Raw genomic sequence first — 14,644 nt, 5'->3', positions numbered from 1 at the left:
GGCGGCGGCAACGGCGGATCGATCGTGTCCCGCGGGATATTGCGGCGCTCACGGTCCGCGCGGCTCGCTGCCGAGATGGCGGCGATCAGGGCACCCGCGATGACCGCGCCCAGCAGCACGTCGCCCCCGTCGATCCGGTCGCCGCGATGATGCCAGCGCCCCCGCCCCCAGTCGCGCGCGTCCGCCGGGACCGCCGTCGCCAGCATTGCCGTGGTCGCCAACGCCGCACCCATGATCCGCAAGCTGTTCATTCGCGCGCCTCCCACTCGTCAGGACACTCCCATGCCCGATCCGCGCTGTCGCGCAGATGAACCGCCTCACAGCGCGTTGGCCGCCCACATAAATTGCGCGCGGAGCCAGGCGGTTGCGGCATCCGATCGAGCCATCGGATTCCACAGCATTTCGATATGCCATGCCGGCACGCCGACGGGCAGGTCAAAGCACTGAAGCCCCCACGCCGTCGCCCGATCAGCCATGCGCGACGGCAGCGCCCCGATCAGGTCGGTGCCCGCGATCACCGGGGGTAGCGCCAGCATGTGGGGCACGACCAGGGCGATCGTGCGGTGCAGGCCGGCATCGGCCAGCGCGCGATCGATCGCGCCGCGGCGGTCGCCACGAACCGATGTCAGCACATGTCGCGCCCCCACGAAATCGTCGAGGCTGATCTTGCCGTCGCGAATGGCGGGATGCCCGGCCCGCGCGACGCCGACGAACCGTTCGGCGAGCAGCCGCTGCTGCACGGCATCTGGCGGTGGAGATGCAAAGGTGCCGATCGCAAGGTCGATATCGCCGCGCGCGACCATGGCTTCGATGTCGCGCTTGTCATAGCCGATGATCTCCACGCTCGATCCCGGGCTCAGCGCCTCGATCCGCGCCATGACGCGGGGAAGCAGCACCATCGTCGTATAATCGGTACTGGCGACGCGGAAACGGTGACCGGGATGCGCGGGATCGAACGCGACCGCATCGTCGAGCGCCGCGCGAAGCTGATCGAGCACAGCGGCGATCGGCATCATCAGCCGCTGCGCAAGCGGTGTCGGCTGCATCGCACCGTGGCTGCGCACGAACAGCCGGTCGCCGAACAGCGCCCTCAACCGCGCCAGCGTGGCGCTCATCGCGGGCTGACGTATGCCGAGGCGTTCGGCAGCGGCGCTGACGTTGCGCGTTTCGGCAAGCGCATGAAACGCAACGAGCAGATTCAGGTCGACACGCGCGAGATCCATCGATGCGGTCGATACCAACTATTCGGGTGACAGGATAGGGCGGCAATATCGTCCATGCTATTGCGCCGCGGGCAAAACCAGGAGGACCCGAACATGTCGAGCACCGTCGAACTCGTCACCCGCTTCATCACCCGTTTCCTCGGCGAAGCGGACCTGGCCGTCGCCGACGCGACCCTGCACGCGCGCGTACAGGGTATCACTGGCCTCAAGCCGACCGGGCCGATCGACGGGCGCGAAGAGTACAAGGCGACGATCGCCGGCTTTGTCGACGCCTTTCCCGCCGAATCGCCGGTCGAAATCATCGACCAGTTCGCCTCCGCCGACGGCACCCGCGTCGTCACCCGCTTTCACTCGCGCCAGCGTCACGCCAAGCCGTTCTTCGGCGTCGACGCGACCAACCGGGTCATCCTGTTCGACGAAACCCACGTCACGCGCGTCGAGGACGGCCTGATCGTCGAGAACATCGTCTCGGCAACCAATCTGGAGTTCGAGATGCTGATGGCGCCGGTGTTGACGCCGTTGATCCTGAAATGACCGCAGCCGGCGGCACGTCAGCTGGATGCGACGTGCCGCCTGGGCCGGTGGATCATTTCGCCGGCTTGATCTTCAGGCCGGTCCACTTGGCCGCAAACGACCACAGGTCGGCGTATTCCTCGATGATCTTGTCGGTCGGCTTGCCCGATCCGTGACCGGCGCGGGTTTCGATGCGCACCAGATGCGGGCGATCGCCGATGTCGGTCGCCTGCAGCGCCGCGGTATATTTGAACGTGTGGCCCGGCACGACGCGGTCGTCGGTGTCGGCGGTGGTCGCAAGGATCGCGGGATAGCGCTGGCCCGCACGGATATTGTGATAGGGCGAATAGGCGTAGAGGTTCTTGAAATCGGCTTCCTTCGACGGATAGCCGTAATCGTCGACCCAGTAGCGCCCGGCGGTAAACCGGTCGAAACGGATCATGTCCATGACGCCCACCGCCGGCAGCGCGGCGGCGAACAGGTCCGGGCGCTGATTGGTCACCGCGCCGACCAGCAAGCCGCCGTTGGAGCCGCCCTGGATCGCGAGCTGGTCCTTGCCGGTAATGCCCTTGGCGATCAGATATTCGCCCGCGGCGATGAAGTCGTCGAACACGTTCTGCTTGTTGAGCAGGCGCCCGCCGTCATGCCACGCCTTGCCATATTCGCCGCCGCCCCGAATGTTGGCGACCGCGAGCACCCCGCCCTGTTCGATCCACGCCAGCCGCGTGACCGAAAATCCCGGGAGCTGGGGAATGTTGAACCCGCCATAGGCATAGAGCAGGGTCGGCGCGGGGCCGGTCACGTCCTTGTGCTTGACGATGAACATCGGCACGCGGGTGCCGTCCTTCGACGTATAGAATTGCTGGTCGACGACATAGTCCGCCGGGTCGAACGCGACCTTTGGCGCGGCCCAGGGCGTCGCCTGGCCGGTCTTTACGTCATAGCGATAGATGGTGGTCGGCGTCGCGAAGCTGGTGAAGGCGAAGAAGGTCTCGCTTTCATTTTGGTCGCCGCCGAAACCCGCGGCGGTGCCGATGCCGGGCAGCGCGACCTGGCCCAGCAGCTTGCCGTCGGGGGCATAGCGGCGCACCTCGGTCTTGGCGTCGACCAGATAGCTCGCGACGATCTGGCCGCCGATCAGCGTCGCGCCCTGCAGCACCGCCTGATCCTCGGGCACCACGTCGCGGGTGGCGAGGTCGGCGGATGCGACGTCCATCTCGACGATCTTCGATCGCGGTGCGCCCTTGTTGGTGTTCCACCAGAAACGGCTGCCGACATTGCCGACCACCGCCCATTCATTCTCCAGCCCCTTGACGATCGTCCGCGGCTTCGCGCCCGGCTTGGTCAGGTCGATCAGCGTCATTTCATAGCGATTGTCGGTGCCCTCGGTCGTGGTGATGACCAGCCACGCGCCGTCATCGGTCACTTGCGCGAAATGGCCGCGCTTCGGCGTCTCCGGCGTCGCATAAACCAGCGTGTCGGCCGATTGCGGCGTGCCGAGCTTGTGGAAATAGACCGCCTGGTTCTCGTTCAGCGCCTGAAACTCCTGGCCCTTGGCGGGCTCGGGGAAGCGCGAATAGTAAAAACCGCTGCCGTCCTTGGCCCAGGCAAAGTTGGAGAACTTCACCCACTCGACCTTGTCGTCCAGGGTCTTGCCGGTCGCGACGTCCAGCACCTTGACGATCCGCCAGTCGGTGCCGCCTTCCTGGATGGTATAGAGCAGCTTGGTGCCGTCCTCGCTCGGTGCCCATTCGCCCAGCGCGGTCGCGCCATCGGCCGACCAGCCATTGGGATCGATCAGCACCCGCCCCTCGCCATCCACACGGTCGCGGACGTACAGCACCGACTGGTTCTGCAGCCCCGAATTGCGGCTGTAGAAATAGCGCCCGCCCTGCTGCTGCGGAACGCCGAAGCGTTCATAATCATACAGCGCCTTCAGCCGCGCGGCGAACACGTCGCGGCCGGGCAGCGTCGCCAGATAGGCGTCGGTCAGCTTGTTCTGTTCGGCGACCCAATCGGCCACCGACTTGTCGTTGCGGACGTCGTTTTCCAGCCAGCGATAGGGGTCGGCCACCTTCACGCCGAACTGCTCGTCGACCACGTCGACGCGGCGCGTGTCGGGATAGTCGATCGTGGCGGTCATGGCGGGGCGAGGCTCCGGGTCGGAAAGGGCGAAGGCGGGGGAAGCGAACAGCAGCGGCAGGGCGATCAGGGCGCGACGCATGGATGGACTCCAGCAGGAAATGAGAAAGGCCGCACCCTATGGGGGCGCGGCCTGTTGCTCAAGGGGCTGTCAACCATCACCGCCGTCACCGGCGGCGGGCACGATCACGCCGCGGCGTCGAAATCCTCGTCGTTCATCACCGGGCCCGAATCCTGGCCCTTGGCGCTGACGTCGCGATCGACGAACTCGATGATCGCCATCGGCGAGGCGTCCGACGCACGGATGCCCGCCTTGATGATGCGGGTGTAGCCGCCGGCACGGTCGGCATAGCGCGGCGCGAGCACGTCGAACAGCTTGACCAGCTGCGCATCGTCCAGCAGGCGCGCATGCGCCAGGCGGCGATTGGACAGGCCGCCCTTCTTCGCCAGCGTCACCAGCTTTTCCACGTACGGACGCAGCTCCTTCGCCTTGGCGACGGTGGTGGTGATCTGCTCGTGCTTGATGAGCGCGGCCGCCATGTTGCGGAACAGGGCAATGCGGTGGGCCGAGGTCCGCTGCAGCTTACGACCGCCAACGCGATGACGCATGATCTTCTTCCTTCTCGTTCGTTAAGGGGCCGAATGAGGTACCCCAGACCAGGCGCCTGTTCAGGCCGGCGCCCTTTGCCTTCTAGATCCTCCCCGAGCTTGCTCGGGGAGGGGGACCATCCGACGGATGGTGGAGGGGTCCGACGCGGGCAAAGCCCGCGTCGTCGGACGGGCCATTCGGCCCGCCGGCCGGGTCGATCGCGGGCGCGGAATAGCTTGCGCTATTCCGCTGCGATCAGCCCATGATCTCCTGTTCCAGCTTCTTGGCCATTTCCTCGATATTCTCGGGCGGCCAGCCCGGGATTTCCATACCGAGGCGCAGGCCCATGCTGGACAGCACTTCCTTGATCTCGTTGAGCGACTTGCGGCCGAAATTCGGCGTACGCAGCATCTCGGCTTCGGTCTTCTGGACCAGGTCGCCGATATAGATGATGTTGTCGTTCTTGAGGCAGTTGGCCGAACGGACCGACAGCTCGAGCTCGTCGACCTTCTTGAGCAGGTAACGGTTGATCGTCGCGGTGTCGCTGGTGCCTTCCGCCGCGGCGGGGGCCGCCGCCATGCCGATCGGCGCCGAACGCGTGATCGCCGAGTCGTCGAAGTGGACGAACAGCGCCAGCTGGTCCTGAAGGATGCGCGCGGCATAGGCGAGCGCGTCCTCCGGCGACACCGTGCCGTCGGTCTCGATCGACAACGTCAGCTTGTCGTAATCGAGCTCCTGCCCGACGCGGGTGTTCTCGACCTTGTAGCTGACCTGGCGGACGGGCGAGTAGAGCGCGTCGACCGGGATCAGGCCGATCGGCGCGTCGGCCGGGCGGTTGGCGCTGGCGGGCAGATAGCCCTTCCCCGTGTCGGCGGTCAGCTCCATGTTGAGCGTCGCGCCTTCGTCGAGGTGGCAGATCAGCAGATTGGGGTTCATCACCTCGATGTCGCCCGACACCGCGATGTCGCCCGCGCGGACGTCCATCGGGCCGGTCGCCGACAGCTGGAGCCGCTTCGGCCCCTCGCCCTGCATGCGCAGCGCGATCTGCTTCACGTTCAGGACGATGTCGGTCACGTCCTCACGCACGCCGGCGAGCGACGAGAATTCGTGCAGGACGTTCTCGATCTTGATCGACGTCACCGCCGCGCCCTGCAGCGACGACAGCAGCACGCGACGCAGCGCGTTGCCGAGCGTCAGGCCGAAACCGCGCTCGAGCGGCTCGGCGACGAAGGTCGCCTTGCGCTTGGGATCGCCGCCGGGCTTCTTTTCGAGGCCATTGGGCTTCTTGAGTTCCTGCCAGTTCTTAGCGTTGACAGACACGGGCTTCCCCTAAGGTTGGGCGGGAAAGGAACAACTCCCGCCGATAAATCGGACCCGGCCGGCGCCGCCATCGCGACGCCCGGCCCGGCCAAGGCGGCAGATCAGACGCGACGGCGTTTGGACGGACGCACGCCATTATGCGGGATCGGCGTCACGTCGCGGATCGACGTGATCTGGAACCCGACCGCCTGCAGCGCGCGCAGCGCCGACTCGCGGCCCGATCCGGGACCCTTCACTTCGACTTCCAGCGTGCGCACGCCATGCTCGGCGGCCTTGCGGCCCGCATCCTCGGCGGCGACCTGCGCGGCATAGGGCGTCGACTTGCGGCTGCCCTTGAACCCCATCATGCCCGCCGACGACCAGCTGATCGCGTTGCCCTGGGCATCGGTGATCGTGATCATGGTGTTGTTGAAGCTGGCGTTGACGTGGGCGACGCCCGCCGTGATGTTCTTGCGTTCGCGCCGGCGAAGGCGCTGCGGTGCTTGAGCCATTTGGTATTCCTGACCTTCTATCCAGTGATCCGGGCCGGGAGGCGGTTAGCCTCGATCCTTGCGCGGACGAGCAATGCGATCGGAAGCAAGGCGCGACGGGCGCGCGCTTACTTCTTCTTGCCGGCGATCGGCTTGGCCTTGCCCTTGCGGGTGCGCGCATTGGTGTGCGTGCGCTGGCCGCGAACGGGCAGACCCTTGCGATGACGCAGACCGCGATAGCAGGCCAGGTCCATCAGACGCTTGATGTTCATCGCGGTCTGGCGGCGCAGGTCGCCCTCGACGGTGTGGCTGGCGTCGATCGTCTCGCGGATCTGCAGGACTTCCTGGTCCGACAGGTCCTGAACCCGGCGCTCGGGCGTGATGCCCAGCTGGGTCACGATTTCCTTCGCCTTGGTCGGGCCGATGCCGTGGATATATTGCAGCGCGATGATCACGCGCTTGTTGGTCGGGATGTTCACACCCGCGATACGTGCCATGTAGTCTGTTCTCCCAGCTCCACGGGGCACCGCATGGCAGCAGGCCCCATCTCGTCGCGTTGCACCGGAAACGCATGAACGCGGCGAGCGCGAATAATCGCGCCGCCGAAGCGAGCATGGTGCCGGAAGCGCGCGGCATACGGGTGCGAACCCGGCCTGTCAAGCGGGCGGTGCGCGCCCGGCACGATTTCTTCGCGGCCGCCCTGTCCGCCGGTCAACCCCCGTTGACGCGGCGAGCCAGCCCGTCGAACTGCCCGCCCAGCACCTGGTCGACCGGCCCGGCGATCCCCGTCAGGCCATCCGCCATATAGCCCCCGACAACATAGCGCACCGTCAGCTCGGTGCCGTTCCCGCCCGGCGTCAACGTCACGGTCATCGTGCCCGTCACCGCCCCCTCCTGAAGCGGACCCAGGCTCCCCCGCATCCGCAGCACGCGCCCGGGCTCGAAATAGACGACGCGCATATGCTCGACCGCGCCGCCACCCGCCAGCTTCTCGCACCAACACCCGCCGGCGCGCAGATCGAGCGACAGGTTGGCGGCGTCGCCCGAATAGGTATGGCTGGCGTTCCACCAGCGCTGAGGCGCGACGAGCACCGACCACACACGGTCCGGGGTCGCGGCGATCGTCACGCGATGCTCGGACACGAAGCCCGAAGCGTCGCGCCGCACCAGCTCGCCCGTCGCCGGCGGTGCTCCCAACATCACGGCTCCCGCCGCCGCCAGCTGAACGATCCGCATGGCCTGCCCCCTTTCGCGGGGGATGCTGGCGCAGGCCTGCGCGGCTGACAAGGCCCGCGCGGTATGGACCGCGCCGGCAGGTGCCTCAGCGGTCCAGGATCGCCTCGATCGCGTCGGTCACGTCGCCGATCTCCGCCATGCCGTCGACGCGCGAGACCAGGCCGCGCGCCTCGTAGATCGGCAGGATCGGCGCGGTCTTGGCGCGATATTCGGCCATGCGGGTGCGGACCGTTTCGGCATTGTCGTCGGCGCGCCGCTTGAACTCGGTCCCGCCGCACACATCGCACACCCCGGGGGTCGCGGGCAGCTTGTGCCGGTCATGATAGCCCGTGCCGCAGGTCGCACAGGTGAAGCGGCCGGTGATGCGATCGACCAGCGCATCCTCGTCGACTTCCAGCTCGATCACATGATCGAGCGTGCGGTCGCGCGCGGCGAGCAGGCCATCGAGCGCCTCGGCCTGCGCCGCGGTGCGCGGGTAGCCGTCGAAGATGACGCCCTGGTCCGGGTTCAATTCGTCCAGCCGCTCACCGATGATGCCCGACACGATGTCGTCGGAAACGAGCGCACCGGCCTCCATCACCGCCTTCGCCTTAAGCCCGACCGGCGTACCCGCCTTGACCGCGGCGCGCAGCATGTCGCCCGTCGAAAGCTGGACCATCCCGCGGTCATCGACCAGGCGACCCGCCTGGGTGCCCTTGCCTGCGCCCGGAGGCCCCAACAAAATGATGTTCAAGGCTTATCCGTCCCCCGTTTCGATCCGCTGCGTTCAGCGTGCACGACCGCTCTTCAGCTTCGACTTCTTGATCAGGTCGCCATACTGGTGCGCCAGCAGGTGCGACTGGATCTGCGTCACCGTGTCCATGGTTACGTTGACGACGATCAGAAGGCTAGTGCCTCCAAGGTAGAAGGGGATGCCCAGCGCCGACACGAGATATTCGGGCAGCAGGCAGATGATGGTCAGGTACGCCGCGCCGAGCACGGTGATGCGCGTCAGCACGTAATCGAAATAGGCCTCGGTGTTCTTGCCGGGGCGGATGCCGGGGATGAAGCCGCCATAGCGCTTCAGATTGTCGGCCGTCTCCTCCGGGTTGAACACGACCGCGGTATATAAGAACGAGAAGAAGATGATCCCGGCGCCATAGAGCAGCATGTACACCGGCGAACCGTGGGTCAGATACTGGTTGAGGCTGATCAGGAAATCGCCCCACACGCTGTCGCCGCTGGTCTGGCCCTGCCCCGCGAACTGGCTGATCGTCAGCGGCATCAGCAGCAGCGACGACGCGAAGATCGGCGGGATGACGCCGGCGGTGTTGATCTTGAGCGGCAGGTGGCTGCGCTCCGCCTGCATCCCGCGCTGGGTCTGGCGCTTGGGATACTGGATCAGGATGCGGCGCTGCGCGCGCTCCATGAAGCAGATGAACAGAACGAGGCCGATCACCGCCAGGCCGATCGCCGCGATCGTCGCGGGATTGACCGAGCCCGACCGGCCGCCCTCGAACAGCTGGACCAGCGTCGTGGGCAGATGCGCGACGATGCCCGCCATGATGATCAGCGAGATGCCGTTGCCGATGCCGCGGCTGGTGATCTGTTCGCCCAGCCACATCAGGAACATCGTGCCGCCGATCAGCGAAATGACGGCCGCGATGCGGAACATGATGCCGGGTTCGATGACCGCGGCGACACCCTGGCTCGCGCCGAAGGCTTCCAGGCCGACCGCGATGAAATAGCCCTGGACCGCGGTGAGGCCGACGGTGCCATAGCGGGTATATTGGTTGAGCTTCTTGCGCCCGCTCTCACCTTCCTTCTTGATCGCGGCCAGCGTCGGCGACAGCGAGGTCGCGAGCTGCACCACGATCGAGGCGGTGATATAGGGCATGACGCCGAGCGCGATGACGCTCATCCGCTCAAGCGCGCCGCCCGAGAAATTGTTGAAGAAGTCGAGCACGCCGCCCTGCGTCTGCTGAGCCAGCAGGTTCAACGCGGTCGGGTCGATGCCGGGCAGCGGCACATAGCTCAGCATCCGGAACACGATCAGCGCACCGATGGTGAACCACAGGCGCTTCTTGAGCTCGGTCGCCTTGGAAAAGTTCGCGAGGCTGATGCTGGAGGCAAATTGGTCGGCTGCTGACGCCATGTCGGTGATCGTCCCGGAAACAGAAAGCGGCGGTGCGCGTTGTGCGCTCCCGCCGCTCATATAGGGGTGTCGGGCGGGTTGTCTAAGGGGGAAAGCGATCCCTTCCCCAAGAAGCGCTCGTCGAGGGCCCGGTCCAACCGTCACCCCGGATCCCCCGACAAGCTCGGAAGCGCCTTGATCCGGGTCTCGCTGCCTGATCCGTCGCCGGAACCAGCGGGACCCCGGCGCGAGGCCGGGGTGACGATCAAACCGTCAGGCCGTTCAGCCCTTCTTCTTCGCGTCCTTTGCGGCGATGCGCTCGGCGCGGGCCTTGCCCTTCTTCGCCGCGGCCTTCTCGGCGGCGGGGACGACGGCAATCACCTCGACCGAACCGCCGGCCTTCTCGACCGCCTCGACCGCGGTCTTCGACGCGCCGGCGACCAGGAACTTGAGCTTCGCGGTCAGCGTGCCCTTGGCGAGGAGGCGGACACCGTCCTTGCCGCCGCGCGCCAGATTGGCGGCCTTCAGCGCGGCGTGATCGATCGTGCCGTCGGTGCCAAGCTTGCCGGCATCGACCGCCTTCTGGATCGCGCCCAGGTTCACCTCGGCATAATCCTTGGCGAAGACATTGTTGAAGCCGCGCTTCGGGATGCGCATGTGGAGCGGCATCTGGCCGCCCTCGAAGCCGTTGATCGAGACGCCTTCGCGGCTCTTCTGGCCCTTCTGGCCACGCCCGGCGGTCTTGCCCTTGCCGGAACCGATGCCGCGGCCGACCCGCATCTTGCGGTGACGGGCGCCTTCATTGTCGCGGATGTCGTTCAGTTTCATGTCGTGCACTCGCTTTCGCTTTTGTCGCGCTAAAATCAAATCTCCCTCTCCCGCATGCGGGAGAGGGTCGGGGTGAGGGCCTGAAGGAACAAGCGTCGCGCACGCTGCGCACTTCGCTCCCTCTCCCAACCCTCTCCCGCAAGCGGGAGAGGGCTTTGGGGGACTTATCCCTCGACCGTCACCATGTGCTGCACCTTGCGGATCATGCCGCGCACTTCCGGGCTGTCTTCCAGCTCGACGGTGCGGTGCATCTTGTTCAGGCCCAGGCCGATCAGCGTCGCGCGCTGGTCCTTGGTGCGGCGGATCGGCGACCCGGTCTGGGTGATCTTCACCTTTGCCATGTTGCTCACTCCGTCACCGCCGCGGCTTCGGCTTCGGCCACGCCCTTGTCGGCGCCGCCGCGACCGAGCAGGTCGGCGATCTTCTTGCCGCGACGCTGCGCGACGCTCTTGGGCGAGGTCTGCTCGCCCAGCGCCTCGAAGGTCGCCCGGATCATGTTGTACGGGTTCGACGTGCCGACCGACTTGGTGACCACATCGGCCACGCCCAGCGATTCGAACACGGCGCGCATCGGACCGCCGGCAATGATGCCGGTGCCCTGGGGCGCGGAGCGGACATAGACGCGGCCCGCGCCGAAATGCCCGGCACCGTCATGGTGCAGCGTCCGGCCCTCGCGCAGCGGCACGCGGACCATCTTCTTCTTGGCCGCTGCGGTCGCCTTGGAAATGGCTTCCGGCACTTCGCGCGCCTTGCCATGGCCGAAGCCGACCCGGCCCTTGCCGTCACCGACGACGACGAGCGCCGCAAAGCCGAAGCGCTTGCCGCCCTTCACCGTCTTGCTGACGCGGTTGATGTGGACGAGCTTTTCGATGAGCTCCTCGCCACCTTCCTCGCCACCGCGCGCGCCGCGCTCGTCACGACGGCCACGGCCACCGCGATCATTGCCCCGGCCACCGCCGCGGTCGTTGCCGCCCCGGCCGCGACCCCGGCCGCGGCCCTGGTTCTGGCCGGCGTCCTGCGCTTCGACGACGGGCGCGTCGGTCGTGTTGATTTCGTCCGCCATGCTTAGAACTCCAATCCGCCTTCGCGCGCGGCATCCGCCAGCGCCTTGACGCGACCATGATACAGGAAGCCGCCGCGGTCGAAGACGACCTGGGTCACGCCGGCCTGCTTCGCCGCTTCCGCGACGCGCTTGCCGACTTCCTTGGCAGCTTCGATGTTGGCGCTGGCCTGGCCGCGCAGATCCTTGTCGAGCGTCGACGCCGCCGCGACCGTGCGGCCGGCGGCATCATCGATCACCTGGGCATAGATGTGCTTGCCCGAACGATGCACCGAAAGGCGGGGACGGCCGGCGCCACGCGCACGCAGCGCGGTGCGGTTGCGGCGCCGCCGCTTTTCGAAGAGCGACATACCCTTGGTCGACATCACTTCTTCTTCCCTTCCTTGCGGAAGATATACTCGCCCGCATAACGAATGCCCTTGCCCTTATAGGGTTCGGGACGGCGCCATTCGCGGATTTCCGCCGCGAGCTGGCCGACCTTCTGCTTGTCGATGCCGCTGATCTCGATCGTCGTCTGATCCGGGGTCTTGACCTCCAGATCGGCCGGAACCTCGATGTCGACGTCGTGGCTGTAGCCGAGCTGAAGCTTCAGCTTCTTGCCCTGCATCGCCGCGCGATAGCCGACGCCGGTCATTTCCAGGCGCTTGGTGAAGCCCTCGGTCACGCCGGTGACCAGGTTCTGCACCAGCGTGCGCTGCATGCCCCAGAAGGCGCGGGCGCGCTTGGTGTCGTTGGCCGGCTGCACCGAAATGCCGCCGTCGACGACTTCATAGCTGATGTCGTCGGCCAGCTTGAGCGTCAGCGCGCCCTTCGGGCCCTTCACGTTCAGCTCGTCGCCCGCGATGTTGGCGGTCACGCCCGCCGGTACCGAAACCGGCTTCTTTCCGATGCGGCTCATCAGAACACCTCCGCCAGCACTTCGCCGCCGACATTCTGCTCGCGCGCTTCCGCGTCGGACAGAACGCCCTTGGGCGTCGAAACGATGGTGATGCCCAGGCCATTGCGCACGCGGGGCAGGTCCTGCGAACCCGAATAGACGCGGCGACCGGGCTTGGACACGCGCGCGACATGCTTGATCGCGGGCTGGCCCTCGAAATATTTCAGCTCGATGCGAATGCCCGCGGCGGGGCCCATCTGCTCTTCGCTGTAGCCGCGGATATAGCCTTCGCGCTGCAGCACGTCGAGCACGCGGGCGCGCAGCTTCGATGCGGGCGTCAGCACGCTGTCCTTGCGGGCGCGCTGGCCGTTGCGGATGCGGGTGAGCATATCACCCAGGGGATCGGTCAATGCCATGTGCGTGATCCTTACCAGCTCGACTTGGTGACGCCGGGGATCAGGCCCTTGTTGGCCAGATCGCGCAGCATGACGCGGGCGAGACGGAACTTGCGGTAATAGGCGCGCGGACGGCCGGTCACTTCGCAACGGTTACGGACCCGGGTCGGGTTCCCGTTGCGCGGGATTTCAGCCATCTTGAGGCGCGCGATCAGACGCTCGGTCTCATCGAGCGACTCGTCGTTCGCGATTGCCTTCAGCTTCGCATATTTGCCGGCATACTTCTTGACCAGCAGCTTGCGACGCTCGTTCTTGTTGATCGAACTCAGTTTCGCCATCGGACTTAAGCTCTCTTCTTCCAATCCGTCGCCCCGGCGGAGGCCGGGGCCGCTCACTTCAGTGCGCGCTCCCGCTGGACGGGGCGGCCCCGGCCTCCGCCGGGGCGACGCGCAGATGGATTACGCCGCCTGCTTTTCCTCGCCGGTCATCCCGATGAACGGGAAACCGAACAGGCGCAGCAGCTCGCGCGCCTCGTCATCGGTCTTGGCAGTGGTCGTGACGATGATGTCCAGACCACGCACCTTGTCGATGCGGTCGTAATTGATTTCCGGGAACACCAGCTGTTCCTTCAGGCCCATGGCATAGTTGCCACGGCCGTCGAACGACTTGGGGTTCAGACCACGAAAGTCGCGGATGCGCGGCATTGCGATCGTCACCAGGCGGTCGAGAAACTCGTACATCCGCTCGCGACGCAGCGTCACCTTGCAACCGATCGGCATGCCCTCGCGCAGCTTGAACTGCGCGATCGACTTCTTCGCCTTGGTCACGACCGGCTTCTGGCCCGCGATCAGCTCCATTTCAGACGCGGCCTGTTCGACCTTCTTCTTGTCCTGGGTCGCTTCACCGACCCCCATGTTGAGGACGATCTTCTCGATCCTCGGCACTTCCATCGCGTTCTTGTAGCCGAACTTCTCCGTCATCGCCTTGGCGATGCGGTCGTCGTACAGCTTCTTCATGCGGGGCGTGTAGCGATCAGCCATTGATGACCTCCCCGGTCTTCACGGCAACGCGGACCTTCTTGCCGTCGCGAGTTTCAAAACGGACGCGGGTCGCCTTGCCGTCCTTGGTCACATGCGCGACCTTGGACACGTGGAGCGGGGCTTCCGAACGCTCCAGGCCGCCCTGCGGGTTGGCCTGGGTGGGCTTCTTGTGGCGCACCGCTATGTTGACGCCCGACACGACGACCTTCTCGTCACGCGGCATCGACTTCACGACTTCGCCGGTCTTGCCCTTGTCCTTGCCGGACAGGACGACGACCTGGTCGCCCTTCTTGATCTTGGCGGCAGCCATCACAGCACCTCCGGCGCAAGGCTGATGATCTTCATATAGCCGCGGCCGCGCAGCTCGCGGACCACCGGGCCAAAAATACGGGTGCCGATCGGCTCCTCGTTCTTGTTGACCAGCACCGCGGCATTGCCGTCGAAGCGGATGACCGAGCCATCGGCGCGGCGAATGTCCTTGGCGGTGCGCACGATCACCGCACGGTGCACGTCGCCCTTCTTCACACGACCACGCGGAGCAGCTTCCTTGATGCTGACGACGATGATGTCGCCCACACCGGCCGTGCGACGCTTCGAGCCGCCCAGCACCTTGATGCACTGCACCCGCTTCGCGCCGCTGTTGTCAGCGACGTCGAGATTGGACTGCATCTGGATCATCGATCCGGTTCCTTCTCTCTATGCCCGTGGATACCGACCCACGGGCGCCTTGTTTCTAAAGCCCTCTCCCCTTGGGGAGAGGGTTGGGAGAGGGCGTGTCCTATCGAGCGCGTCGCCCGGAAACAGCCCCTCTCCCCAACCCTTTCCCCAAGGGGAGAGG

20 protein-coding genes and 1 pseudogene are annotated in these 14,644 nt (G+C 66.1%); 1 reads left to right on the top strand and 20 read right to left on the bottom strand.

Annotated elements, in window-relative coordinates; all coding sequences use genetic code 11:
• Positions 1 to 251 (bottom strand): annotated as a pseudogene (locus AX709_RS11160) (hypothetical protein); the annotation flags it as partial.
• A 66-nt stretch (positions 252 to 317) separates the two neighbouring features.
• Positions 318 to 1,223 (bottom strand): LysR family transcriptional regulator, encoded by a 906-nt coding sequence (locus AX709_RS11155; protein ID WP_066549370.1) that lies wholly within the window; start codon positions 1,221 to 1,223, stop codon positions 318 to 320.
• Positions 1,224 to 1,316: 93 nt separating this feature from the next.
• On the opposite strand from AX709_RS11155, the gene AX709_RS11150 reads away from it, so the two are divergent.
• Complete coding sequence (locus AX709_RS11150) at positions 1,317 to 1,757, top strand: ester cyclase (protein WP_066476848.1); 441 nt, start codon at positions 1,317 to 1,319, stop codon at positions 1,755 to 1,757.
• A 52-nt stretch (positions 1,758 to 1,809) separates the two neighbouring features.
• On the opposite strand, the gene AX709_RS11145 is transcribed toward AX709_RS11150, so the two are convergent.
• The 18 genes from AX709_RS11145 to rplN all read right to left on the bottom strand — a co-directional run bounded on the left by AX709_RS11145 (position 1,810) and on the right by rplN (position 14,484).
• On the bottom strand, positions 1,810 to 3,960 hold the full coding sequence (locus tag AX709_RS11145) for a prolyl oligopeptidase family serine peptidase (RefSeq protein ID WP_082731754.1): 2,151 nt from the start codon (positions 3,958 to 3,960) through the stop codon (positions 1,810 to 1,812).
• A gap of 104 nt (positions 3,961 to 4,064) precedes the next feature.
• Positions 4,065 to 4,487 carry a 50S ribosomal protein L17 gene (gene rplQ, locus AX709_RS11140; RefSeq protein WP_066549368.1) on the bottom strand — a complete coding sequence of 141 codons (423 nt, stop codon included), beginning with the start codon at positions 4,485 to 4,487 and terminating at the stop codon, positions 4,065 to 4,067.
• A 235-nt stretch (positions 4,488 to 4,722) separates the two neighbouring features.
• Positions 4,723 to 5,787, bottom strand: coding sequence for a DNA-directed RNA polymerase subunit alpha (locus AX709_RS11135; RefSeq protein WP_066476842.1), 1,065 nt, complete (start codon positions 5,785 to 5,787; stop codon positions 4,723 to 4,725).
• A 101-nt stretch (positions 5,788 to 5,888) separates the two neighbouring features.
• A complete protein-coding gene (gene rpsK / locus AX709_RS11130; RefSeq protein WP_066476841.1) occupies positions 5,889 to 6,278 on the bottom strand; it encodes a 30S ribosomal protein S11 in 390 nt (129 codons plus the stop codon).
• A gap of 107 nt (positions 6,279 to 6,385) precedes the next feature.
• The gene (rpsM, locus tag AX709_RS11125) at positions 6,386 to 6,754 is read right to left on the bottom strand and encodes a 30S ribosomal protein S13 (RefSeq protein ID WP_066476840.1); all 369 of its coding nucleotides are present in this window, start codon (positions 6,752 to 6,754) and stop codon (positions 6,386 to 6,388) included.
• A gap of 214 nt (positions 6,755 to 6,968) precedes the next feature.
• A complete protein-coding gene (locus tag AX709_RS11120) occupies positions 6,969 to 7,493 on the bottom strand; it encodes an SRPBCC family protein (protein WP_066549365.1) in 525 nt (174 codons plus the stop codon).
• Between the two features lie 85 nt (positions 7,494 to 7,578).
• Positions 7,579 to 8,226 carry an adenylate kinase gene (locus AX709_RS11115; protein WP_066476838.1) on the bottom strand — a complete coding sequence of 216 codons (648 nt, stop codon included), beginning with the start codon at positions 8,224 to 8,226 and terminating at the stop codon, positions 7,579 to 7,581.
• Positions 8,227 to 8,259: 33 nt separating this feature from the next.
• Entirely contained in the window at positions 8,260 to 9,627 is a 1,368-nt protein-coding gene (gene secY / locus AX709_RS11110; RefSeq protein ID WP_066549374.1) for a preprotein translocase subunit SecY, read from the bottom strand.
• Positions 9,628 to 9,888: 261 nt separating this feature from the next.
• Positions 9,889 to 10,434, bottom strand: a complete 546-nt coding sequence (gene rplO, locus AX709_RS11105; protein ID WP_066549363.1) for a 50S ribosomal protein L15 — start codon at positions 10,432 to 10,434, stop codon at positions 9,889 to 9,891.
• 164 nt (positions 10,435 to 10,598) lie between these two features.
• Positions 10,599 to 10,775: a 50S ribosomal protein L30 gene (gene rpmD, locus AX709_RS11100; protein ID WP_066476908.1), complete on the bottom strand. Its 177-nt coding sequence runs from the start codon at positions 10,773 to 10,775 to the stop codon at positions 10,599 to 10,601.
• A 5-nt stretch (positions 10,776 to 10,780) separates the two neighbouring features.
• Entirely contained in the window at positions 10,781 to 11,497 is a 717-nt protein-coding gene (gene rpsE, locus AX709_RS11095) for a 30S ribosomal protein S5 (protein WP_066476831.1), read from the bottom strand.
• Between the two features lie 2 nt (positions 11,498 to 11,499).
• Positions 11,500 to 11,859 carry a 50S ribosomal protein L18 gene (gene rplR, locus AX709_RS11090; protein ID WP_066476828.1) on the bottom strand — a complete coding sequence of 120 codons (360 nt, stop codon included), beginning with the start codon at positions 11,857 to 11,859 and terminating at the stop codon, positions 11,500 to 11,502.
• Positions 11,859 to 12,392 carry a 50S ribosomal protein L6 gene (rplF, locus tag AX709_RS11085; RefSeq protein ID WP_066476827.1) on the bottom strand — a complete coding sequence of 178 codons (534 nt, stop codon included), beginning with the start codon at positions 12,390 to 12,392 and terminating at the stop codon, positions 11,859 to 11,861. The genes rplR and rplF overlap by 1 nt, the downstream gene beginning before the upstream one ends.
• Complete coding sequence (gene rpsH / locus AX709_RS11080) at positions 12,392 to 12,787, bottom strand: 30S ribosomal protein S8 (protein ID WP_066476825.1); 396 nt, start codon at positions 12,785 to 12,787, stop codon at positions 12,392 to 12,394. The genes rplF and rpsH overlap by 1 nt, the downstream gene beginning before the upstream one ends.
• Positions 12,788 to 12,798: 11 nt before the next feature.
• The gene (rpsN, locus tag AX709_RS11075) at positions 12,799 to 13,104 is read right to left on the bottom strand and encodes a 30S ribosomal protein S14 (RefSeq protein WP_066476823.1); all 306 of its coding nucleotides are present in this window, start codon (positions 13,102 to 13,104) and stop codon (positions 12,799 to 12,801) included.
• Between the two features lie 120 nt (positions 13,105 to 13,224).
• Positions 13,225 to 13,806, bottom strand: coding sequence for a 50S ribosomal protein L5 (rplE, locus tag AX709_RS11070; RefSeq protein ID WP_066476821.1), 582 nt, complete (start codon positions 13,804 to 13,806; stop codon positions 13,225 to 13,227).
• Positions 13,799 to 14,116 (bottom strand): 50S ribosomal protein L24, encoded by a 318-nt coding sequence (gene rplX, locus AX709_RS11065; RefSeq protein ID WP_066476817.1) that lies wholly within the window; start codon positions 14,114 to 14,116, stop codon positions 13,799 to 13,801. The genes rplE and rplX overlap by 8 nt, the downstream gene beginning before the upstream one ends.
• Positions 14,116 to 14,484 carry a 50S ribosomal protein L14 gene (rplN, locus tag AX709_RS11060; protein WP_066476814.1) on the bottom strand — a complete coding sequence of 123 codons (369 nt, stop codon included), beginning with the start codon at positions 14,482 to 14,484 and terminating at the stop codon, positions 14,116 to 14,118. The genes rplX and rplN overlap by 1 nt, the downstream gene beginning before the upstream one ends.
• Positions 14,485 to 14,644 lie beyond the last annotated feature (160 nt).

It is taken from the genome of Sphingomonas sp. CCH15-F11, assembly GCF_001557005.1.
In the GTDB taxonomy this organism is placed as follows: Bacteria; Pseudomonadota; Alphaproteobacteria; order Sphingomonadales; family Sphingomonadaceae; genus Sphingomonas.
Note: the sequence above shows the minus strand (reverse complement) of the source record. Positions and strands in the feature narration are given on the sequence as shown.

What these genes read in the sequence shown, in the direction of transcription:
- rplN (WP_066476814.1), bottom strand. Translation starts at nt 14,484, where the DNA reads ATGATCCAGATGCAGTCCAATCTCGACGTCGCTGACAACAGCGGCGCG.
- rpsH (WP_066476825.1), bottom strand. Translation starts at nt 12,787, where the DNA reads ATGGCATTGACCGATCCCCTGGGTGATATGCTCACCCGCATCCGCAAC.
- secY (WP_066549374.1), bottom strand. Translation starts at nt 9,627, where the DNA reads ATGGCGTCAGCAGCCGACCAATTTGCCTCCAGCATCAGCCTCGCGAAC.
- AX709_RS11150 (WP_066476848.1), top strand. Translation starts at nt 1,317, where the DNA reads ATGTCGAGCACCGTCGAACTCGTCACCCGCTTCATCACCCGTTTCCTC.
- rpsM (WP_066476840.1), bottom strand. Translation starts at nt 6,754, where the DNA reads ATGGCACGTATCGCGGGTGTGAACATCCCGACCAACAAGCGCGTGATC.
- rplE (WP_066476821.1), bottom strand. Translation starts at nt 13,806, where the DNA reads ATGGCTGATCGCTACACGCCCCGCATGAAGAAGCTGTACGACGACCGC.
- rplQ (WP_066549368.1), bottom strand. Translation starts at nt 4,487, where the DNA reads ATGCGTCATCGCGTTGGCGGTCGTAAGCTGCAGCGGACCTCGGCCCAC.
- rpsE (WP_066476831.1), bottom strand. Translation starts at nt 11,497, where the DNA reads ATGGCGGACGAAATCAACACGACCGACGCGCCCGTCGTCGAAGCGCAG.
- rplO (WP_066549363.1), bottom strand. Translation starts at nt 10,434, where the DNA reads ATGAAACTGAACGACATCCGCGACAATGAAGGCGCCCGTCACCGCAAG.
- rplR (WP_066476828.1), bottom strand. Translation starts at nt 11,859, where the DNA reads ATGTCGACCAAGGGTATGTCGCTCTTCGAAAAGCGGCGGCGCCGCAAC.
- rpsN (WP_066476823.1), bottom strand. Translation starts at nt 13,104, where the DNA reads ATGGCGAAACTGAGTTCGATCAACAAGAACGAGCGTCGCAAGCTGCTG.
- AX709_RS11120 (WP_066549365.1), bottom strand. Translation starts at nt 7,493, where the DNA reads ATGCGGATCGTTCAGCTGGCGGCGGCGGGAGCCGTGATGTTGGGAGCA.
- rpsK (WP_066476841.1), bottom strand. Translation starts at nt 6,278, where the DNA reads ATGGCTCAAGCACCGCAGCGCCTTCGCCGGCGCGAACGCAAGAACATC.
- rpmD (WP_066476908.1), bottom strand. Translation starts at nt 10,775, where the DNA reads ATGGCAAAGGTGAAGATCACCCAGACCGGGTCGCCGATCCGCCGCACC.
- AX709_RS11145 (WP_082731754.1), bottom strand. Translation starts at nt 3,960, where the DNA reads ATGCGTCGCGCCCTGATCGCCCTGCCGCTGCTGTTCGCTTCCCCCGCC.
- AX709_RS11155 (WP_066549370.1), bottom strand. Translation starts at nt 1,223, where the DNA reads ATGGATCTCGCGCGTGTCGACCTGAATCTGCTCGTTGCGTTTCATGCG.
- rplX (WP_066476817.1), bottom strand. Translation starts at nt 14,116, where the DNA reads ATGGCTGCCGCCAAGATCAAGAAGGGCGACCAGGTCGTCGTCCTGTCC.
- rplF (WP_066476827.1), bottom strand. Translation starts at nt 12,392, where the DNA reads ATGAGCCGCATCGGAAAGAAGCCGGTTTCGGTACCGGCGGGCGTGACC.